The sequence below is a fragment of the Symmachiella macrocystis genome, assembly GCF_007860075.1.
GTDB classification, from domain to species: domain Bacteria; phylum Planctomycetota; class Planctomycetia; order Planctomycetales; family Planctomycetaceae; genus Symmachiella; species Symmachiella macrocystis.
On the sequence record NZ_SJPP01000001.1, the window covers coordinates 3,864,034 to 3,882,530 of the forward strand.

The 18,497-nt window shown below is 54.6% G+C and carries 17 protein-coding genes and 1 tRNA gene; 9 read left to right on the forward strand and 9 right to left on the reverse strand.

Annotated features, from left to right (window positions below):
- Positions 1–82: 82 nt before the first annotated feature.
- Both CA54_RS14930 and CA54_RS14935 read right to left on the reverse strand, forming a co-directional pair.
- Positions 83–1,150: an AAA family ATPase gene (locus CA54_RS14930; protein ID WP_146371573.1), complete on the reverse strand. Its 1,068-nt coding sequence runs from the start codon at positions 1,148–1,150 to the stop codon at positions 83–85.
- 436 nt (positions 1,151–1,586) lie between these two features.
- Positions 1,587–2,597 (reverse strand): Kelch repeat-containing protein, encoded by a 1,011-nt coding sequence (locus CA54_RS14935; RefSeq protein ID WP_231963071.1) that lies wholly within the window; start codon positions 2,595–2,597, stop codon positions 1,587–1,589.
- Between the two features lie 592 nt (positions 2,598–3,189).
- On the opposite strand from CA54_RS14935, the gene CA54_RS14940 reads away from it, so the two are divergent.
- Both CA54_RS14940 and carA read left to right on the forward strand, forming a co-directional pair.
- Positions 3,190–3,594 carry an ArsR/SmtB family transcription factor gene (locus CA54_RS14940; protein WP_146371575.1) on the forward strand — a complete coding sequence of 135 codons (405 nt, stop codon included), beginning with the start codon at positions 3,190–3,192 and terminating at the stop codon, positions 3,592–3,594.
- Positions 3,595–3,812: 218 nt separating this feature from the next.
- Positions 3,813–4,943 carry a glutamine-hydrolyzing carbamoyl-phosphate synthase small subunit gene (carA, locus tag CA54_RS14945; protein ID WP_146371577.1) on the forward strand — a complete coding sequence of 377 codons (1,131 nt, stop codon included), beginning with the start codon at positions 3,813–3,815 and terminating at the stop codon, positions 4,941–4,943.
- Positions 4,944–5,197: 254 nt separating this feature from the next.
- On the opposite strand, the gene CA54_RS14955 is transcribed toward carA, so the two are convergent.
- Genes CA54_RS14955 through CA54_RS14965 form a run of 3 tightly spaced genes read right to left on the reverse strand, consistent with a single transcriptional unit; the run spans position 5,198 to position 7,279 of the window.
- On the reverse strand, positions 5,198–6,256 hold the full coding sequence (locus CA54_RS14955; protein ID WP_146371579.1) for an ornithine cyclodeaminase family protein: 1,059 nt from the start codon (positions 6,254–6,256) through the stop codon (positions 5,198–5,200).
- A gap of 60 nt (positions 6,257–6,316) precedes the next feature.
- Entirely contained in the window at positions 6,317–6,805 is a 489-nt protein-coding gene (locus tag CA54_RS14960) for a CBS domain-containing protein (protein WP_146371581.1), read from the reverse strand.
- 3 nt (positions 6,806–6,808) lie between these two features.
- Positions 6,809–7,279: a CBS domain-containing protein gene (locus tag CA54_RS14965; protein WP_146371583.1), complete on the reverse strand. Its 471-nt coding sequence runs from the start codon at positions 7,277–7,279 to the stop codon at positions 6,809–6,811.
- A gap of 608 nt (positions 7,280–7,887) precedes the next feature.
- On the opposite strand from CA54_RS14965, the gene CA54_RS14970 reads away from it, so the two are divergent.
- Positions 7,888–8,631 (forward strand): hypothetical protein, encoded by a 744-nt coding sequence (locus tag CA54_RS14970; RefSeq protein WP_231963072.1) that lies wholly within the window; start codon positions 7,888–7,890, stop codon positions 8,629–8,631.
- 87 nt (positions 8,632–8,718) lie between these two features.
- Here CA54_RS14970 and CA54_RS29830 read toward each other — a convergent pair whose 3' ends face one another.
- Together CA54_RS29830 and smpB are read right to left on the reverse strand one after the other, a co-directional pair.
- Entirely contained in the window at positions 8,719–9,726 is a 1,008-nt protein-coding gene (locus CA54_RS29830) for a fasciclin domain-containing protein (RefSeq protein ID WP_146371585.1), read from the reverse strand.
- Positions 9,727–10,104: 378 nt separating this feature from the next.
- The gene (gene smpB, locus CA54_RS14980) at positions 10,105–10,605 is read right to left on the reverse strand and encodes an SsrA-binding protein SmpB (RefSeq protein ID WP_146371587.1); all 501 of its coding nucleotides are present in this window, start codon (positions 10,603–10,605) and stop codon (positions 10,105–10,107) included.
- 356 nt (positions 10,606–10,961) lie between these two features.
- Here smpB and CA54_RS14985 point away from each other — a divergent pair, with 356 nt between their 5' ends.
- Positions 10,962–12,509, forward strand: a complete 1,548-nt coding sequence (locus CA54_RS14985; protein WP_146371589.1) for an alpha/beta hydrolase-fold protein — start codon at positions 10,962–10,964, stop codon at positions 12,507–12,509.
- Positions 12,510–12,529: 20 nt separating this feature from the next.
- Here CA54_RS14985 and CA54_RS14990 read toward each other — a convergent pair whose 3' ends face one another.
- On the reverse strand, positions 12,530–12,901 hold the full coding sequence (locus CA54_RS14990) for a hypothetical protein (RefSeq protein ID WP_146371591.1): 372 nt from the start codon (positions 12,899–12,901) through the stop codon (positions 12,530–12,532).
- A 495-nt stretch (positions 12,902–13,396) separates the two neighbouring features.
- On the opposite strand from CA54_RS14990, the gene pckA reads away from it, so the two are divergent.
- The 5 genes from pckA (at position 13,397) to CA54_RS15015 (ending at position 18,086) form a co-directional block, all read left to right on the forward strand.
- On the forward strand, positions 13,397–14,980 hold the full coding sequence (pckA, locus tag CA54_RS14995) for a phosphoenolpyruvate carboxykinase (ATP) (protein WP_146371593.1): 1,584 nt from the start codon (positions 13,397–13,399) through the stop codon (positions 14,978–14,980).
- 230 nt (positions 14,981–15,210) lie between these two features.
- Positions 15,211–15,283 (forward strand) — tRNA-Lys (locus CA54_RS15000).
- Positions 15,284–15,455: 172 nt separating this feature from the next.
- Positions 15,456–15,686, forward strand: coding sequence for a hypothetical protein (locus CA54_RS15005; protein WP_146371595.1), 231 nt, complete (start codon positions 15,456–15,458; stop codon positions 15,684–15,686).
- A 126-nt stretch (positions 15,687–15,812) separates the two neighbouring features.
- A complete protein-coding gene (locus CA54_RS15010; protein WP_146371597.1) occupies positions 15,813–16,556 on the forward strand; it encodes a phosphatase PAP2 family protein in 744 nt (247 codons plus the stop codon).
- Positions 16,557–16,910: 354 nt separating this feature from the next.
- Positions 16,911–18,086: an endonuclease/exonuclease/phosphatase family protein gene (locus CA54_RS15015; protein ID WP_231963073.1), complete on the forward strand. Its 1,176-nt coding sequence runs from the start codon at positions 16,911–16,913 to the stop codon at positions 18,084–18,086.
- 139 nt (positions 18,087–18,225) lie between these two features.
- On the opposite strand, the gene CA54_RS15020 is transcribed toward CA54_RS15015, so the two are convergent.
- Positions 18,226–18,471 carry a hypothetical protein gene (locus tag CA54_RS15020; RefSeq protein ID WP_146371598.1) on the reverse strand — a complete coding sequence of 82 codons (246 nt, stop codon included), beginning with the start codon at positions 18,469–18,471 and terminating at the stop codon, positions 18,226–18,228.
- Between the last annotated feature and the right edge of the window lie 26 nt (positions 18,472–18,497).

Genomic DNA, 18,497 nt, shown 5'->3' on the forward strand with positions numbered 1-18,497 from the left:
GGGGATAGGCTTTAGACTGTAGGAAAAATGATCACCGTCTCACTATATTCTCTGGCCACTAACCACCGGCCACTATCGCCAACTACCTCCCCGCCACGGCAGCACCTGAACGTTCTTGCCGTGCCTGCGGCGGCTTCAATTGTGCGATCAGTTTGCGAATGATATCGTCGGTCGAAACGCCCGCTGCTTCGGCGTTGAAGGTGGGAATGATCCGGTGCCGCAATACTGGCAGTGCCACGTGGGCGACATCCGAGGCGGTCGCGTGATAGCGTTTGTGCAGAATCGCCCGCGCTTTGGCGGCCATTAAGAGGAAAATACTGGCCCGCGGTCCGGCGCCCCATTGCACCATGTCTTGCAGGTCATCGGGAAGTTTCCCTTCCTCGGGCCGCGTCATTCGCGCCAGCGTGACGGCGAACTTATAAACATGGTCCGCCACCGGCACTTTGCGAACCACGTTTTGCATCTGAATCAATTGCTCGGCGGTCAGCACCGGTTGGGTCTCGGCGGCGTATTCGGTCGTCGCTCGTTTGCAGATTTCGACTTCGTTTTCGAAGGAGGGATAACCCAGCTGAATCTTAAAAATGAAGCGGTCCAACTGTGCTTCGGGCAGCGTGTAGGTCCCTTCTTGCTCGATGGGGTTTTGTGTGGCCAACACGAAGAAGGGGTCGGGGAGCGGATAGGTGTCGCCACCGATGGTCAATTGCCGTTCCTGCATCGCCTCCAACAGGGCACTTTGTGTCTTGGGCGGGGTGCGGTTGATTTCGTCGGCCAGAATGATGTTGCCGAACAACGGACCTTTGATGAATCGAAACACCCGTTTGCCGGTCGTGTGGTCCTCTTCCAACACGTCGGTCCCGGTGATGTCGGCCGGCATCAGGTCGGGTGTGAATTGAATGCGGCGAAATGAGAGGTGCAACAGCGACGAGAGCGTCGAGACCAACATCGTTTTCGCTAATCCCGGCATACCCTGCAAAATGCAATGACTGCGACACAGGATCGCGATCATCGTTTGCTCGACCACATCCTCCAACCCAACGATCACGCCTCCCATTTGTCCGCAGATGTGTTGGTACTGCGCATTCAATTGGTCGACGGCTTGGATTTCCTCCGGCGACGCGGAAACATCCGGGGTTTCATTCGCTGCGGTCATGAGCGGCCTCTATAAGAAATTACAGGAGGGGTGTTTTAAGGATTCTAAATTCGGATCACTCAAGAACTAAGATTCTTGTCGTTCGCGAATTGTCTAACTTTCTTCGACGGACTTAGGGAAAACCATAGGTTTAGCGGTATTTGCGAAGCGGTCTGTGAGAAACCGGACCGTGAGAATTCGAGCGCAAGAGCGGAGAGGCACTAAGAGATCGATTGCTGACCGAGCTGAAAGTGCAACGGTTTGCAGGCCAAACAGAAATCATGACGAGCACCTCATGAAAGGACGGGATGTCGAGTGGCAAACTCCTGCACGCACTGATCCAGCGCATCGCACCAATTACGTGAAGGCTTACACCTGAACGCCATCGTACCGAACTTTTTCACGCAGTCAAGTTTTTTCACGCCGTCAGGCTTTTGCCTGGAATCGACCGTTGGTCTCAATGGTCGTCGAGCCATTCGGAACTAACATCCAGCGACCAGACTTCATTATTCAGCGGCCGCGCGTGTCCCCCGGCAATCCACAGTTTGTCCTGAAACACGTAGGCGGAATGTTCGTGACGTTCTTTCCAGATCATCTCTGATTTCAATTGCGTCCAATCCCGACCGTTTCGCGAATACCAGACGTCCCCCAGATTCGTCGAGGGATTGTTGGACCATCCTCCCAAAACCCACATGCGGTCGCGATAGGCCACTGCTGAGAACCAAAGTCGCGGACCCCAGGGGGCTTCTGCCGTGACTTGTGTCCAATTCTTGCCATCCTCGGAACACCAGACATCGTTGTTTGCCGAATACTCCGGCACGTAGTTCCCGCCTCCCAGGACCCACATTTTTCCGTCGTGGACCACCGCCGCATGATACGCCCGCGGCGACCAGGGGGCGTTGTCCGTGGCCAATTCCCACGTCTTGCCGTCGGTCGATGACCAGACGTCGTTCTTCAAGCTCTTTTCGTCGCCGAAGTAATAATTTTCGGTGCCGCCCAGAATCCACATCTTCCCTTTGAATTCGACAAGTCCGGCAGCTAGACGCGGCGACCAACCGGCGTTGTCTGTCACTTGCTCCCATTTCAAACCGTCGCTCGTCGACCAGACTTCGTTGCTGGCGGAGTGGCCGGGCAAGCGTCCGTTGTACCAGCCCCCCATCAACCACATCTTGTCGTTAAACACAACGGTCATCGGCAAGTCGCTATGTTTCCACGGTGCCTGCTTGTCGACCAACGACCAGTTCTTCCCATCGGCGGATTTCCAAACATCGCGGGGCGGCGCTTCATAGGAACCGAACCAACCCCCGAGCACCCAGAGTTGATCCTTGAAGACGACCTCTCCTTGCGAGTCGCGCGGCTGCCAAGCCGCTTTGTCGGTGACCTTGGTCCAATTCGGGGCATCACTTTGCGCGAGTACAACTCCGCTGCTGCAGGACAGGACGACGAGGGTGAGCATGATGTATTTCAAAGTTGACGTCTCCTTAATGTGTGCGACCTCCGCGCCACACAATATTATCTTCCGTTGGGCGATAAGTTTGGCATCGGTTCTGCTCGCTAACATAACACGCAGCAGTTCGCGCGGCGACGGTTTTGACTCAATTCTCGGGATCTGCCTGGACGTCGTTCTAGGACTTTCAATTGCAAAATTAGGCGAATCTTATTGACGTTTGCACATGTGACGGTAATAATGCGAGATGAAGAGGTAATTTGAGTCCTTAACAGTAGAGTAGCGAGGTACGAAGTCGCGCCGTATTAAAGCACCCTATCTTGAGAGAATTCTTCTCTATCGTAACGGCGAAAAACGCGTACTGAGCATTTCGTGGCGGCACCCTTTTCTTGGGCTGCGCCATGGGCACGTCTTTTTTTAAAAGCCAGTCTAATCGTTTTTCACCAATCCAAAGATTCCCTAAGGGCGTCCACGTTGTCTGTACGCCCAACGTTGTGATGCGCATTTCCGGGCCAACTTTTGGTGCTCGTCGCATCGTTTTTACCGTTCACTCGAGAACTATGCCGGAATCGCCGGTTAAACGTTCTCACAGTCTGAAAGCTAAGAGGAGATTATGATCTCCAACGTCATCCCCCACGACGAAACCGCTGTCGATGATTCGAGCTCCGACACCGACGCTCCGCAACTTCCCGAGCAGCTTGAAAAAGACTTGGTTCAAGTCTTTAAATTGTTGTCTGACGAAACGCGATTGCGGATTCTGCTGTATCTCACGCAGCAGGGCGAATTACACGTCACCGCATTGTGCGACCGCCTGGGCCAAAGCCAACCGGCTGTCAGCCATCACTTGGCGCTACTCCGCGTCGCTGGATTGATCGAAGCTCGCCGCGACGGAAAACACAATTTCTACCATGTTCGTCGGCAACACTTCTATCGCCTGATGTCCGAAGCCTTTGCTGGTCTGTCGGGCAACGGTGAAATTCGCTTTGAGGATTTTGTCCTCACACACGCAGAAGGCTAACACAGCGAGGGAGTGGGGCTAAACGAGCGCGGTACACGTCCTCAATCCTGTCCCCTCAAGCCTCAAGTCGATTTCCACGATGGGAGTCGCTTTTCATCCGCACGGCGGTCTGCTAAAACGGAAGCGTTTGGCAGATCGCCCGGTGTCCGCGCCAAACCTGCAGAAATGCCGATGTCAGCGACACCCGCCCGGATGATGAACTGAGCCAGACTCCGCCCATGCCCGCCGCCAAACTTGCACTGGAAGATGGGACCGTTTTTACTGGAGAAAACTTCGGTGCCGCTGGAGAAATCTCCGGCGAAGTCGTGTTCAATACCAGCATGACCGGTTACCAGGAAATCCTCACCGATCCCTCCTACCGCGGTCAGATCATCACGATGACCTATCCGCTGATCGGCAACTACGGGGTCAATCCCGAGGATGTCGAAAGCTCCGGATTAAAGCTGTCAGGGTTCATCGTTCGCGAACTCAGCCGCCGCCGCAGTAATTTCCGTTCTTCCGCTGCGCTGGAAGATTACCTCGCCGAGGCCGGTGTGATTGGAATGTCCGGCATCGACACGCGGGCCTTGGTCAAACATATCCGTACCGCCGGCGCCATGACCGGCGTGTTGTCCACAACCGATCTCGACGACGATTCGCTCGTCGCCAAGGCCAAAGCCAGCCCAGGTCTCGTTGGTCGCGATTTGGTCAACGAAGTCATTCCCGAGAAGTCATACAACTGGGACGAGAAACTCTCCCCCTGGGCCAACGTTGCCTCGACGATCGAAAAACAACCAGCAAGCGGACCGCAACCACATGTCGTTGCCATCGACTACGGCATGAAATGGAACATCCCGCGACATTTAGCGGACATGAATTGCCGCGTCACGGTCGTGCCGGGAACTGCCACCAGTGCCGAGGTTTTAGCACTCGAACCAGACGGCGTGTTTCTTTCCAACGGCCCGGGTGACCCGCGACCGCTGGATTATGCAATTCGTACCATCCAGGAATTGCTCGGCAAAAAGCCAATCTTCGGGATTTGCTTAGGGCAGCAATTGCTCGGATTGGCCACCGGGATGGAAATCTATAAGTTGAAATTCGGCCATCGCGGCGCGAATCAACCGGTAATGAACAAACAGTCCGGCTGCGTAGAAATCACCTCGCAAAACCACGGTTTCGCGCTGGATGCCAAAACGATGCCCGATGACGTCGAAGTCACGCACGTGAACCTCAACGACGACACCGTTTCCGGCATCCGCCATAAAACACACGCCGCCTTCGGAGTCCAATACCACCCCGAAGCCTCCGCCGGCCCCCACGACAGCCGGTATCTGTTCGAGCAATTTTATCAAACAATGCTCGATGATTGATCCGAGCGAGGGACACTCCCCGTAGGATGCGTCGCGACGTAGCTTTTTAAGCGGGGCAACAATTACAGGGTGTGCCGCAGGCACAAGAGACAGCAATTTCAACTGTCCCTGTCAACGAGACTTTGCTCGTTTCAGAGCGCGGAAATTGCGGCTTCTTGCGGGCTGCGCCCGCCCCGGGGTCTGCGCCATCGCGGCTACCCCGAAACCCCTGCTGCGCGCTCGCTTCGGGGAACTGTGCTCAAGCCCGGGCGGCATCACACGCGGACCCAATCTTTCAAATGCGCGTGCTCGAAAATCATCTCGTGTTGGATCTTCAGATCCTGTCCCATGCCCGCTTCTGCGGCTCGTTCGTACATGGCGACGGCGATGGCGACGTCGACGTAGGCCAATCCCACGGCGTTGAAATAGACCCGCTCTTCGTTGTTTTCGCGTCCCGGTTTGCGGCCCATTAAGACATCAACCAGATCGGCATGGATGTCTGCGTCGGTCATTTCCCCGGCTTGATAAATGCGGCTGAGGGTCTGTGTGCGATGTTTGACGGTCTCCCAATCATCGCACACAATTTTGTCGCACAGTTTGGCCACGGCGAATTCATCCTCCCAGCCCCCGACGTGGCTGTAGAACGCTCCCGGCTTGATCCAGTCGGCTTTGAGCAAAGGTGCCTGTGCACTGGTAGCGGTCACGATGACATCGGCATCGACCACGGCCCGCTGCAGATCGGAGTCGCACGCGACAATTTCCATGTCGGATAAAATCGGCGACATCTCTGCCAGGAATTGTGCTTCTTCGCTGGGGAGTTTGGCAGCGACGTAACAGCTTTTCAGCGAGGGCAGGGCGGTCTTCATCGCAATCAAATGCATTTTTGCCTGCTCGCCGGCACCAATGAATCCAATCGTTTCCGCGTCCTGTCGCGCCAAGTGTTTCGCAGCGAGTGCTCCCATGCTCCCCACACGGATGTTGGAGCACAGGGTTCCTTCCATGAAAGCGATCGGAAATCCGTGCTCGATTTCCGAGAGAATGATCACTGCCGAGAGGTTTTGAATGCCATGTTTGACCGGGTTGGGCGGGAAGACCGACACCCACTTCACACCGCAAATCTTGCGAGTTTTGAACGTCGCCGGCAGGCAGTTGATTCGCTCCTGGGTTTCATCGTTAAAAATCTGCACGATTTTATCAGGAAAGATTACGTCCCCCTGATCAAAGGCAATGATCGCCTCCTCTGCCGCCTGCATGGCCATGCGAATGTCCAAACACCCCGCTCCCAGCAGGTCTTCTTGGGAGTAGTATTGGCAGTGAATTTCATGAGAAAACATGATTCGTCTTTCTATTGGGAATCGGCCGCCGGCATCTAACCGCAGCAAATCGATTGGATGTTATTGGTCGTCCATGCATTTCCGCAGGAACTTGGTGACCCGCTGCGGGCTGACGATACCTACGATGTTTTCTTTCAGGTCTACGACAGGCACGTGCCGATACCCGCTAACCGCCATCACTGCCAGTGCCGATGCGGCCGATTCAGATTCGTCGACATAGATCGGACTGGCGGTCATCACTTCCCGCACTGATTTGTTCTTAACGTCGTCGTACTCCAGCGCCACTTTTTCTAGAATGTCCCGGTCGCTGACCAACCCCATCAGTTTTCCTTGGTTCTCAATCAAAACGCAAGCAATCCCTTCACCGACCAATGTTTGCAGCACTTCCTCTACGGTTGTGTCGATGGGGACGCAGGCATAGGGCCGTGACTGAATCGCCATCACGGTTTCCTCGTGCAATGCCTGCTCGATGGGATCGTCAAATGTCGGTGGATCATAGTTTTCCAACGGATCTTGGAAGGGCGTTTCGTTTTGTTTTTCGTTGGCCATGGTCTAAGCCCCCTCTCGTTGTTCGGGATAGCCTGTGGATCCGACGCGCTGCACGAGCACCTCGCCGGGAAAGTGTTCCGCGACATACTCCATCAGCCCTTTTTGGCCCGTGATTCCGGCGACCGCGCCGTCTTCGTCTACGACCACAACGAAGCGTATGTTTTTTGTTTCCATCGCTGCTAAGACGGTTTCGATCGGGTCACTGGTTTTTACCCAGGGAAAGGTCTTTGCCAAGTGCGACTCGATGGGATCATTGACCGTCGCCGGATCCCGCGCCAGCAGACCGCGGAGCATCGCTTCGGTAAACATGCCCTGCGGCTTTCCGGTCGCATCAACAGCTATGGCGCAGCCCAAGTGGGCCTCGCGCAATTTCTCGACAACATCGCGGACTGTTGACCCTGTCTTGATCGTCAACACCGGCCGCATCGCCAAGCGGCTGACCGTCTCGTTTTTGACGTTTTCAAATAGCCCCATGATTGCTCCTTTTCAAAACCCAGATCCGTCAGTCCAAAACGAAGGTCCACCCCGCTCCCCACTACAGCAAGTTGCCGGTGGTTACAGCAGTTGCGTAGCCCAGCGTTCGATGAACAGATAGGGAGGTTCCCACTCAGTCCGACACAAGGGGCAGGAAACGCTTTACGCGGGGGCGTTACCATTGGTCAAATCTGCCATCGCGGCAACACAATTCGGCGGGAGCAAACCTGCTCCACAATGTGGCGCTCAGCGGCGCGCCAACGCATGCGACCCATCATGGGCCAACTCCATCACCGATCAAAAACACGATCCAGGAGGAGCCTGTGGCAGAGAACGGAATCTTGCCGAGCAAGTCATTCGACCACCAATTTTGAGTATACCTAACAAATGCGTTTTAGGGCAAGCTTATTGTTCTAAACTGCCGTCGTAAAACCGAGTGATCCAACCGCACCGATATTGCGTTCCTACTGTGGGCGGTTGTCACTACCGGAAGTTTCCCGGCGGACTCTGGCATCGTTGCCGCAAGATGGTTAAAGTTTGAAAATGCCGTGGCTGCTGCCACGAATATCCTGCATAGCCTCTGCTAACATTTGGAAGGACACATACTCATGGCAGATGAAGCGACATCACCGTCACCGGAAATCAGCCAAGACGCCTCGGTTGCGTCCAGCGGCATTCCCAAGAGCATCTTTTTGATTTCGTATCCGAAAGTTGTCTTTCTCTACCCGACATTTTTGGCGGCCTTGTTCTGCGGGCTGTACATGACGTTTTCGGGCGCCGAGCCGGCCGACTCCAGCGGGGTGTTGGTGACGACGTTGTTTCTGTGCGTCCTGGCGGTCAATATGATCGTGCTCAGTTTCGATTTCCCCCGCACGACCTCGTTGACGTTGTTTTTCTTCGTTGCGGCGATCATCACCGGCGGCGTGTTGTTGTTTCGCTCCTACCCCGACTTGGTCCCGGCAATCACGGACTTTCTCAAACTTTTCCACCCCTACGCCAATTCCCACTTTTTCTACTTCTTTGCCACGATGATCGGCCTGATCTTCATCGCTGTGGCGATCAACGTGCAGTTCGACTACTGGGAAGTCCGCCCGAACGAACTGTTGCATCACCACGGCATACTCAGCGACCTGAAACGCTACTCCGCACCGAATTTACGGATTGACAAGGAGATCAACGACGTCTTCGAGTATGTGTTGCTGCGGTCAGGACGACTGATCCTACAGGCCCGCGGCGAAAGCCGAGCGATCATTCTGGAGAATGTGTTCTTCATCAATCGTAAGGAAGAACAACTCACCCGCATGCTCGGCGCGTTGCAAGTGCAGGTCCGCGACCAAAACGCACCTCATTGAACACGGTGAAATCTTGATCATGACGAAAATAGGGCGCCGTGGGTAATAGCCACCGGCGCCCTATTGACGTACTGCCCTAACCAACCCCTACGGCAACATGACTGCGTCGATTACGTGGATCACGCCGTTCGCACATTCGATGTCGGCTTTGACAACCGTTGCCTCATCGATGTGAACTTGGCCATCTTTGGTGGCGATCGAAACCGATTCGCCGTTGACCGTCTTGGCCGACTGCAACTTCACAACATCCGCAGCCATGACGCGACCAGAAACGACGTGGTAGGTCAAAATCGCTTGCAACTGTTCACGGTTTTCCGGTTTGAGCAGGTCTTCCACAGTCCCCTTCGGTAATTTGGCAAAAGCTTTATCCGTGGGTGTGAAGACCGTAAACGGGCCGTCCCCTTTGAGTGTTTCCACCAAGCCTGCCGCTTTGACGGCAGCAACCAGCGTCTTAAACGACCCAGCGGCAACAGCGGTATCTACAACATCTGCTTTGGCTTTAGACGTATTCGATGCTTCCGGAGTCTTCTCAGGAGGCAAAATCACGGCATCGATCACGTGAATGATACCGTTGCTGCAGACGATGTCGGTTTTCACAACGTTCGCGTTATTGACTTTAACCTTGCCGCCCGCGACAGCGATTGCCACATCATCGCCTTGTAACGTTTTGGCTTTGGAGAGTTTAACCACATCCTTCGCAGCCACTTTACCGGCCACCACATGGTACTTCAGAATCGCTTGCAGTGTTTTTTTGTTCTCCGGTTTGAGCAGATTGGCGATTGTCCCTTCCGGCAATTTGGCAAAGGCTTTGTCGGTGGGTGCGAATACAGTAAACGACCCATCGCTCTTAAGTGCTTCCACAAGTCCGGCCGCTTTAACGGCGGCGACCAACGTCTTGAATGATTCGGCTTTGACTGCTGTGTCGACAATGTCAGCTTGTTTCGACTTTTTGGCAGCAGCGGCAGGTGGAGCGGGATTGTAGTAGGCCACACGCTGCGGCGAGGTGTGTTGAACGGGTCGGCTATTGGGGCAGTTACCGGCGACAGCGGTTGTCCAGGTCAGTCCGACGAGTGAAAGTGAAAGCAGAATGCGCATAACGGTCTCCAAGAAATGTGATGTGGACTAGCGAACGTCGGTTCCAGATTTCGCCCCGGTTCCAAACCTCGCAGACGCTGATTAGCCGAATCCGTCTAGCTGTCGGAATCGCGCATGCAGCAGAAGGTGATGTCAGCGACTAACGGAAACAAGCGGATGTCTCGCATCCACTTACTTCCCATCGCTCAGCGGCTTTCTAGGCCGGAGCGCGCAATTGACAACGTGCAGAAACACGGTTTTTTGAGATCCCACTAAAAAGATCTGGTCGGTTTCACCACGGTAATGCCAGTCGTGCTTTCCACGTCACCAAAATGGTGTTTCCAATGCAGAACTGCCAAGGGCAAGACAGGCTCAACTCAGCTATATTACTTAGGCCCACTACCGGCGGTGCGTCATCGCTCGGCGGATTTCCATCTGCGCGGTATCCTTTTTAAGCTTATCCCGCTTGTCGTGCAGTTTGCGTCCACGGGCAGTGGCCAGTTTGACTTTGGCGACACCCTTCTTGAAATACATGGCCGTGGGGACGAGTGTTAGGCCATTTTGGCTGGCAGCTTCGGCGAATTTGCTGATCTCGCGGCGATGCAACAACAGCTTGCGCGTCCGCTTTGGCTCGTGATTCATGAGATTGGCTTGCGGGTACTCCGCGATATCACAGCCGACCAGATAGACTTCGTTCCCTTGCACCCGGCCATAGGCCTCGTCCAACGAGACCTTGCCTCCTCGCGCGCTTTTGACTTCGCTCCCCTGCAGGACGATGCCGCACTCCATTTCGTCCAGGATCTCATACTGATGCCGCGCTTTACGGTTGCGGGCGATCGTTTTGAAATTCGGATCCTCGGTCGATTTTTTCTTTTTACTTTTTTTGCTCTTTTTGCCCATGCCAGTGTTCCCAAGTTGCGCAGTTCGCGGGTTCTTTTTATTGTCACGGAGGGATCACAGGTTGAACCCAGATTTGGTGGTTCGCGCTATTTTCGTGATCTGCGTCTGTTGTCCTACTTCGAAAAGTGCCTTGTAACGCACCCGAATTTGCCAGTCTGGAGACAAGTTCGACTAACCAGGTTCGCTATTATAGGCGACCGAGGCGCCGAATAGCACCCCGCCGTGACCGGGCTGGAAAGTCTTCTGTGTGGGACATAAACTATTTGATAGATCGCAATGTCGCTCTGTAAGCATAGCCCCCCTCTTGGCCGCATGCGCCCATCAGCACAACTGCTGCCCCTACTGAAAGCAAACTCATGGCGAATTCACGTCGTTTCCTCAGACGGTCAGCTAAGACGCTGCTATTCTTTTTTGCTTGGCTGCTCTTCTTTTATCTGTCGGATCGGCCCGCCCCGGCGGCAGCTTCGGATTTTGCATTTGAAGTCAGTTTTGATACGGCCATCCACGACAAACCATTTACCGGCCGCGTCTATTTGTTTTTCAGTAAACGCGAAGCCCCTGCCCCACGTTTTGGTCCCAATTGGTTTCGCCCAGAGCCGTTTCTTTCAACGCAAGTCAAGGATTGGCAACCCGGTACACCGCTCAAGATCGCCCCCGGCAACCTGGAAGATTTACGGACGTTTCCGAAATCATTTGCCGAGGTCTCGCTGGACGGCCTGCATGCTCAAGCGGTCGTGCGGTTCAATCCCCATGAGCGCGAAGTCGGTCAAGGCGCTGGAAATGGATTCAGCAACGTGGTGCGGGTCGATGCCAAGTCACCGGCCAAAACACTGCATCTACGCGTCGACCAATTGGTCGAGCCCCCGAAATTCAAAGAATCAAAGTGGTCTAAAGAAGTCGTGATGCGCAGCCCGCTGCTCAGCGATTTTTACGGCCGCGATGTCGAAATGAAGGCCGCCGTGATTCTGCCGGCCAGCTACTACGACGAGCCGCAGCGGCTTTATCCGGTGATCTATCAAATCCCCGGATTCAGCGGCACGCACTTCCACGGCCGGCGAAACGAACCGGTTGCGGAGAACAACGAGGAAGGGGTGGAGTTCATGCGCGTGATGCTTGATCCCAATTGCCCTCGCGGACACCACGTCTTCGCCGACTCGGCCAACAACGGGCCGGTTGGGCAGGCGCTGACCGAAGAATTGATTCCCCACATTGATGACGAATTCCGCACTATCGATCAACCAGCTGCGCGGTTTCTCACCGGGCATTCCTCAGGCGGTTGGTCGAGCCTGTGGTTGCAGGTGGCCTATCCCGACTTTTTCGGCGGCACCTGGAGCACTGCTCCGGACCCGGTCGATTTTCGCGACTTTCAACAAATCGACTTATACAACGACGGCGAAAATATGTATGTCGATCACGATGGGCAAAAACGTCCGCTGGCCCGCATCAAAAATCAGCCGGTGTTGTGGTATCAGGATTTCGCTGACATGGAATGGGCGCTGGATTATGGCGGACAACTGCACAGCTTCGAAGCCGTTTTCAGCCCCCGTGGAAAAGATGGGAAGCCTCTGTCCGTCTGGGACCGTGAAACCGGTGCGGTCGATACCGCGGTGGCCAAAACCTGGGAGAATTACGACATCCGGTTAATTCTTGCGCAGAATTGGCAAACGCTCGGCCCCAAACTGGTGGGAAAAATTCACGTCTTCATGGGAGACGAGGATACGTTCTACCTCAACGGGGCGACCGTGCGACTCAAAGAAGCACTGGAAAAACTTGGCAGCGATGCCGTTGTCGAAATCTATCCCGGCAAAGATCACGGCAGCTTGATGACACCTGAATTGATGGCCCGCATTCGCGGCGAAATGGTCGCCGCCTTCTTGCGAGAATATCCCCTCGGGGGACCGTAAGCCCCCTCGCAAGTGAGCTCTTACGCCCAATTGTTGACCACCGGGATAAAATCGGTATCCGCACGCAGCTTGGGTTGGATTGGCGCCTTGGGTGACCGGACAGGCGGGTCGACGATGTGCGCTTGAATGCGGCGATCGATTTGCTGGGCGATCTGCCGATGCTTGTTTGCCTCGCGCCGTCGCACGCTTTCCTGACGCGCGAGCGCAAAGCCCAAGTAGGAAATCAGGCCGACCGTGACTGCCAAGTACATCATGGCTGAGAGCGTCGTCGGAATTCCGTTCCCGATCAGCATGCCGGCTTGATAGCTGAGCAGAATGACAATCGTGCTGCGGCTGATTAAGGGGCGTTCGTTGGCAGAGGGCTTTGCCTTTGAGGATTGAGCTGGGTGCATGTCTCTGACTCCCGGGGGTGGGAAATTGCCTCCGCACCGAGTTCTTTCGAAAAACGGCGGGAGGCGGTGAGGAGAGGTTTGGGGGGAAGGAATCTCCTCGGGTTACGCGTCAAAGTTTAGCCTCAAAAATCACGCCGTGCCGGAATTCGCCCCGTTAAATTCTCCGCTCAACAAGATTCTGCACCACTTAATCCGAATGGTTGGATTATGGGGGCGCGACCCAGTCCTTCTAGCCTTCTAGCGCGTATTGCCTCACGTTAGTGTCTAGTTATTGCTTGTGCAGAATCCCCAAATGTTGGGGTTTGACATCTCTCTCCTTGTACCTATTATGATGAAAATCATCGTCCCATCTTGACACTGGGACAATCTCTTCAGGGGCCGCTTACGATCGGCGGACGCCCGACGGATGTGTCGGCTTGCATCCAAATCACGGACAGGAATAAGTTCACTCATTCTTTGGAAACTCCCGACACATCGTTGTCAACAAGGATCATCATGGCCATGGACGTCGAGCTGAAACAGTACGGCATCACTGTTGAGACCATTCATCGAAACCTAGCCCCCGCCGACTTGTATGAAAAAGCAATCACCCGCGCGGGCGCCCAGATCAACTCCACCGGCGCTTTAGCAACACTATCCGGCGAAAAGACTGGCCGCAGCCCCAAAGACAAACGCATCGTCGATGGAGTAAATACCAGCGACGACATCTGGTGGGGTGACGTCAACATCAAGCTCAAACATGATAGCTTTACAAAGCTCCGTGCCGGAGCGGTCGAGTATCTGAACTCCCGCAAATACCTTTACGTCCTCGATGGTTATGCCGGCTGGGATCCGGAACATCAGTTGAAGGTGCGAGTGATCTGTTGCCAGGCGTATCATGCGCTGTTCATGCATAACATGCTTATCCGCCCCACGGCGGAGCAACTGGCCGAATTCGGCGAGCCCGATTTCGTCATCTATAACAGCGGCGCCACCGCTGCCGATCCCGATATTGCAGGCGTGACCTCCAAGACGAGTGTCGCTCTCAGTTTCGAAGATCGCGAATTTGTGCTCTTGGGCACACAGTACGCCGGTGAAATGAAAAAGGGCGTCTTCACGGTCATGAACTATCTGATGCCCAAGATTGGCGTGCTTTCGATGCACTGTAGCGCCAACGAAGGGTCAGAGGGCGACGTCTCGCTGTTCTTCGGGCTTTCCGGAACAGGCAAGACCACTCTGTCCGCCGATCCCTCCCGAGCTCTGATTGGAGACGACGAACATTGCTGGTCCGACAACGGCGTCTTCAATATCGAAGGGGGCTGTTACGCCAAAACGATCGACTTGTCCGCCGAAAAAGAACCGACCATTTATTCGGCAATCCGTTTTGGAGCGGTGTTAGAAAACATCGTCATGGACCCCCAAACGCGTGAGGTCGATTACCACGACTCGTCCATTACGGAAAATACGCGGACCTCTTACCCCATCGAGTTTATTCCCAACGCCAAAACCCCGTGCGTGGGCGGACATTCCCGCAACATCATCCTGCTCACCTGCGACGCGTTCGGCGTTTTGCCCCCGGTCAGCAAGCTCACGCCCGAGCAAGCAATGTACCATTTCATCAGCGGCTACACGGCCAAGGTCGCCGGCACCGAAATGGGGGTCACCGAGCCGCAAGCCACTTTCTCAGCTTGTTTCGGAGCAGCCTTTTTGGTTTGGCACCCGGCGAAATACGCCGAATTGTTGGCCGAAAAAATGCAACGGCACGGCAGTTCCGCTTGGCTGGTCAATACCGGCTGGTCCGGAGGAGCCTACGGGACCGGGGCACGCATGCAACTGGCCTACACCCGCGGCATCATTGACGCCATCCACAGCGACGAGCTGGCCGACGTTCCATGCGAAACAGACCCCGTTTTTGGGTTTCAAATCCCCACCACCTGCCCCAATGTGCCGGATGAAATTCTCTTGCCCTGGCAGACCTGGGAAGACCCGACCGCTTTCAAGGAGACGGCCGGAAAGTTGGCGACGATGTTCGCCCGCAATTTCGAAAACTACGCCGCCGGAGCCAGTTCAGAGATCCTCGAAGCCGGTCCGCAGATCTAAATTGTGCCCCAGCAGCTCGATCCGTCGGCTATGAAGCGTGCCGGTGGACAAAATCGCGACCCAGAGTCCAAAAATCGTGCCCCAATCCGCCAACTTCTGGCATCGGGTCCCTTTTAGAATCGTGTTTCGATTGCTAAGCTAGCGACCCGTTTGGCGGATTATTAAAAAACCCGCCAAACGACGCCAAATCGCGTCGAACGACGCCGATCGAAGCGCATTCGATCACCCCAGAGGGCGTAGCTCAGCTGGTAGAGCAACGGACTTTTAATCCGTAGGTCCAGGGTTCGAGCCCCTGCGCCCTCATTTGCGTAAGCCCATGTATTACATGGGCTTACTGCGTTCTTTGGGGGTGCAAATTGGACGGGTGGCACATGGTGTGAGTGGCGATTTCTTAGGCTGCTTGTCATGCAACTCGCTGCCGGGGGCTTCATGGAAATCCTATCGGTTCTTGCGCCTCTTAAATCGAAAAAGCTGCTTGGCGAATCATAGTTATGCTGTGGTTCCCGAATTCGATGATCGCGCGTCGACCATTGTGATCGAGCGGCAGGCGGCGAGCTGGGGGACCGCTGCTAATTTGCAGCGAATATACCGCTTTCTGGCGATCGCCAGTACTTTGGCTCGCAAATTGCCTGTTGTGATCGGGACCGGATGCAACTCGGGCATGACTCAAGGTCGTGAACGCTGCAATGTTCCCCTGGTTGTTTAATGCCTGTGGCTGAACTTGGAATGCAACGGCCTGTGCGGGAAGTTCTGTGCTGTGCACGCGGTAATGTCACGAAATTGAGAGGACCTCACGCGGTCGGGCTGAGTTTGGAAAGGGTTATAAAAAACGATGTACGACAGGTTCACAAGCGGATTTCGCCGGTTCATGTTCTGGTTGGGAAGTCACGAACTTTCGACGCTGGTCGGTTTTCTTTTCTTAACCGCAGGATTATGGATATTTGTTGAGCTTGCCGGGGAGGTCCGCGCAGGGGAAACCCAACATGTGGACCGTACCATTTTGCTCTCATTGCGGGATCAAAGTGATCTCTCCGATCCATGGGGACCGCGGTGGGTCGAGGAACTTGTCCGCGACATGACGGCCTTGGGGGGCATTGGCGTGCTCACGTTGATTACTCTGGCCGTCGTTGGTTATTTATTATTGCAGCGAAACAATTCAGCGGCACTGCTGGTGCTGGTAGCTGTCCTCGGAGGACTTGTCGTGAGCTATTTATTGAAGTGGCAGTTTGCACGTCCACGCCCGGATCTGGTGCCGCATGGTTCTCATGTTCTCACAGCTAGCTTTCCCAGCGGCCATGCCATGATGTCGGCTACGACCTATTTGACACTCGGTGCGCTGTTGGCTCGCGTACATACCGGGCGACGACTCAAAGCCTATTTTCTGCTCCTAGCTGCACTGCTTTCGATCAGCGTCGGCATGAGTCGCGTTTACCTCGGCGTGCACTGGCCGAGTGATGTGTTAGCGGGTTGGACACTGGGAGCATGCTGGGCGATTTTGTGTTGGATGGTTACGGCCTATCTACAACGCCAGGGCGATGTGGTATCGACCCAACCAGAACCATCAGCCCCCGACTAAACACTACGGTCGAGGGGCATAAATAATCGCTAGCCCCACTATTGGGACAGGCGTTCGTCGCGCAGCGTGGTTGTAGCGGATTGACTTCCAAGAGCATGATTTGTGTCATTCTTTTCAGCTGTCTTTGACACTTGCCACGACTTCTACGCTCGATCTAGCTGTCGATCGCGCTGAGCGTTTTTTATCACAGTCCCTATGGTAAAGCACGGCAGGGCCACAATCCCGCAGTTTGGCACAGGGGTTGCAGTTTGCTCAAGGGACGGATATTGAGAAAAGACGGTAACCATGAAACCTTGCGGATTGAAAACAAGGATATGGCGGTTCGCGAATCATGCCATATTTAGAGATCTGCTGATGGTGAAACCGAATTCATTTGCGACAACATCCCCTCCCGGTGGTCAGACGCCCTCGGTTGACGAAGGCAAAGCGACCGACGGAGGGGTTGCATACAAACAAAACTGGAAGCTCATGTATTTCGTCCTGTTTATCTCCGCAATCTTAGCCGTCACAGCATTCGCTCCGCTTTTGCCGGTGGATTGGTGGTGGGTCCGGATTGGTGACTTCCCGCGCGTTCAGCTGCTAGTCGCATATTTGTTTTGGCTGCTGGTATTGGGAGTGTTGTACAAACAGCCCTACGCGAAGCCGGCGGCGGTGTTGATGGTGGCGAGTATCGTCATTCAATTGTACTGGATCTTTCCGTATCTGCCCGTTGCCCCGAATCAAGTGGAGTGGGCCCAGTCGCAAGACCAGGACGAGCGGCTCCGGATTGTGATGTCGAACGTTCTTCAAGAAAATGAAGACGCAGCCGCACTGCTGCGTTTGATCGACGAGCAATCTCCGGATCTGGTTGTTCTCTGTGAAGTGAACCAACGTTGGATCGATGATATTGGGTCACTCCGTGAGCAGTTCAAATACCATGTCGAAAAACCGATGGAAAACACTTACGGTCTCGCCATGTATTCGAACCTCGAAATCGTCTCATCTGAGATTCGAGCCATGGTCAAAGAATCGATCCCATCGATCGATGCCACGATTCAACTTCCGTCGGGACAACCGGTCAGACTGTTTGTGATCCATCCCAATCCGCCGCGGCCGGGGGAGGACACCACTAAGCGTGACGGTGAATTGGTGCTTGTTGGGCGAGAAATTCGTGACGGTGAGAGCACGATTGTCCTGGGAGACATGAACGACGTTGGCTGGTCACGCACGACAGACCTGTTTCAAGAGGTCAGCGGGTTACTCGATCCACGCAAGGGGCGCGGGCTGTATCCGACGTTTAATGCGAAATCGTGGATTTGGCGGTATCCGTTGGATCACTTGTTTCACTCCGACGATTTTCGAGTCGTGTCGTTGCAGACGTTGCCACCCATCGGGTCGGATCATCTGCCGTTGTCGGTTGTCTTGAGTTATGAACCCGCTGCTGAGAATACGCAGTCGGGTCCAGACCTTGATGCCGATGACCAAAAGGACGCTGCAGCAGCAGTCGAGGCGCTGAAGGAACCTCATGCGACCGACCAACCAGAAGAGTAAGTTGCAAGTGATCGTCGGCTGCAAATCGTGGTGCAACAGGGCCGGGCAAGGATTGGGCCTGTGTAAACAACATATCTGTCATGAATTATCACATGCCCTGAGAAGAACAGGATCGGCGGCGATGAGATTGTGCATGCAATCAGTCTGTTTCCGAAAGGGCAAGATCGACGATTTGAGCCACGATTGCCTTCAATGGTTCAACTCCCTCCTTCTCAATCGATTTATGTATCTCCGCAAATTCATCGGGATCCTCCCGTACTAATTTCAAGGCTTGCATCCCCATCGTCACGACGCCAAGGTGAGATTTGATTTCGTGCGCGAGTCGCCGAAGTATTTCTGGGCGTTCTTCATGGGATGAGGGCGGCAAATCTTGTTCTAAACTCATGCAAATCTCTCCGCTGCAATCTTTTC

What these genes read in the sequence shown, in the direction of transcription:
- CA54_RS14930 (WP_146371573.1), bottom strand. Translation starts at nt 1,150, where the DNA reads ATGACCGCAGCGAATGAAACCCCGGATGTTTCCGCGTCGCCGGAGGAA.
- CA54_RS14940 (WP_146371575.1), top strand. Translation starts at nt 3,190, where the DNA reads ATGATCTCCAACGTCATCCCCCACGACGAAACCGCTGTCGATGATTCG.
- carA (WP_146371577.1), top strand. Translation starts at nt 3,813, where the DNA reads ATGCCCGCCGCCAAACTTGCACTGGAAGATGGGACCGTTTTTACTGGA.
- CA54_RS14955 (WP_146371579.1), bottom strand. Translation starts at nt 6,256, where the DNA reads ATGTTTTCTCATGAAATTCACTGCCAATACTACTCCCAAGAAGACCTG.
- CA54_RS14960 (WP_146371581.1), bottom strand. Translation starts at nt 6,805, where the DNA reads ATGGCCAACGAAAAACAAAACGAAACGCCCTTCCAAGATCCGTTGGAA.
- CA54_RS14965 (WP_146371583.1), bottom strand. Translation starts at nt 7,279, where the DNA reads ATGGGGCTATTTGAAAACGTCAAAAACGAGACGGTCAGCCGCTTGGCG.
- CA54_RS14970 (WP_231963072.1), top strand. Translation starts at nt 7,888, where the DNA reads ATGGCAGATGAAGCGACATCACCGTCACCGGAAATCAGCCAAGACGCC.
- CA54_RS29830 (WP_146371585.1), bottom strand. Translation starts at nt 9,726, where the DNA reads ATGCGCATTCTGCTTTCACTTTCACTCGTCGGACTGACCTGGACAACC.
- smpB (WP_146371587.1), bottom strand. Translation starts at nt 10,605, where the DNA reads ATGGGCAAAAAGAGCAAAAAAAGTAAAAAGAAAAAATCGACCGAGGAT.
- CA54_RS14985 (WP_146371589.1), top strand. Translation starts at nt 10,962, where the DNA reads ATGGCGAATTCACGTCGTTTCCTCAGACGGTCAGCTAAGACGCTGCTA.
- CA54_RS14990 (WP_146371591.1), bottom strand. Translation starts at nt 12,901, where the DNA reads ATGCACCCAGCTCAATCCTCAAAGGCAAAGCCCTCTGCCAACGAACGC.
- pckA (WP_146371593.1), top strand. Translation starts at nt 13,397, where the DNA reads ATGGCCATGGACGTCGAGCTGAAACAGTACGGCATCACTGTTGAGACC.
- CA54_RS15010 (WP_146371597.1), top strand. Translation starts at nt 15,813, where the DNA reads ATGTACGACAGGTTCACAAGCGGATTTCGCCGGTTCATGTTCTGGTTG.
- CA54_RS15015 (WP_231963073.1), top strand. Translation starts at nt 16,911, where the DNA reads ATGGTGAAACCGAATTCATTTGCGACAACATCCCCTCCCGGTGGTCAG.
- CA54_RS15020 (WP_146371598.1), bottom strand. Translation starts at nt 18,471, where the DNA reads ATGAGTTTAGAACAAGATTTGCCGCCCTCATCCCATGAAGAACGCCCA.